This is a genomic window from Acinetobacter sp. WU_MDCI_Abxe161 (assembly GCF_025514355.1).
GTDB classification, from domain to species: Bacteria; Pseudomonadota; Gammaproteobacteria; order Pseudomonadales; family Moraxellaceae; genus Acinetobacter; species Acinetobacter pittii_E.
This window is the reverse complement of the sequence record NZ_JAHPTU010000030.1, coordinates 1-1,269: the sequence shown is the minus strand read 5'-3', so window position 1 is coordinate 1,269 and position 1,269 is coordinate 1. Positions and strand designations below refer to the sequence as shown.

At 46.2% G+C, this 1,269-nt stretch carries 1 protein-coding gene; it reads right to left on the bottom strand.

Annotated elements, in window-relative coordinates; all coding sequences use genetic code 11:
- Positions 1-3: 3 nt before the first annotated feature.
- A partial coding sequence (ahpF, locus tag KTI78_RS17620; protein WP_262446868.1) for an alkyl hydroperoxide reductase subunit F occupies positions 4-1,269 on the bottom strand: 1,266 nt, incomplete at its 5' end.

The window sequence follows — 1,269 nt, the reverse complement described above, 5'->3', positions numbered from 1 at the left end:
ATTTTACTGCCCAGAACGGATGATGTAATCAAACGCAGAGAGTGATGCTTTGGCGCCTTCACCTGTGGCAATAATGATTTGCTTGTAAGGTACTGTCGTACAGTCACCTGCAGCAAACACACCTTGAACATTGGTTTCGTTGCGGTCATTGACAATGATCTCGCCACGGTTGGTTAACTCAACTTCACTGTCTTTCAAGAAGTCGGTGTTTGGCAATAAACCAATCTGTACAAAGATCCCTGCAAGTTCTACCACATGCTCTTCATCAGTGGCACGGTCTTTATATTTAAGACCAGTCACTTGTGAGCCATCACCCATCACTTCTGTACTTAACGCATTCATAATCACAGTGGTGTTTGGCAAGCTATGCAATTTGTTTTGCAACACTTGATCCGCACGAAGTTTGGTATCGAATTCAACCAGAGTCACATGCTCAACAATCCCTGCAAGGTCAATCGCAGCTTCAACGCCTGAGTTACCGCCACCAATCACGGCAACACGTTTGCCTTTGAACAATGGACCATCACAGTGTGGGCAGTACGCGACACCACGGGTACGGTATTCTTGCTCACCCGGTACATTCATTTCTCTCCAACGTGCGCCTGTAGAAAGGATCACGGTTTTCGATTCAAGTTTCGCACCGTTTTCAAGTTCAACTTCAACCAAGCCATTTGCAGTTTGGTTGGCACCCGTGATTTTGCTCACGCGTTGCAGGTTCATGATGTCAACATCATATTCACGGACATGGGTTTCCATCTCGGCAGCAAACTTAGGACCTTGTGTCTTTTGCACAGATGTGAAGTTTTCAATGTCCATGGTATCCATGACCTGACCACCAAAACGTTCAGCTACGATACCGGTGTTAATGCCTTTACGTGCCGCATAGATCGCAGCTGTTGCACCCGCAGGCCCACCACCAATCACCAATACATCAAAGGCATCTTTAGCATTGAGTGCTGCTGCATCTTTTTCAGCAGAGTTGGTGTCAAGTTTCGCCACAATCTCTTCAAGGGTCATACGACCTTGACCAATGTGTTGGTTGTCTTGGAATACCATCGGTACAGCCATGATTTTGCGTTGTTCGACTTCGTCTTGGAAGAAGGAACCGTCAATCATGGTTGCCGTTGTGTTCGGGTTATAAATGGCAATCAGGTTAAGCGCCTGTACTACATCCGGACAGTTATGACAGCTTAGCGATACAAACACATCAAAGTTGGCTTTGAGGTTTAAGCCTTTAATCTGGTTGAGCACTTCATCTGACACTTTAGG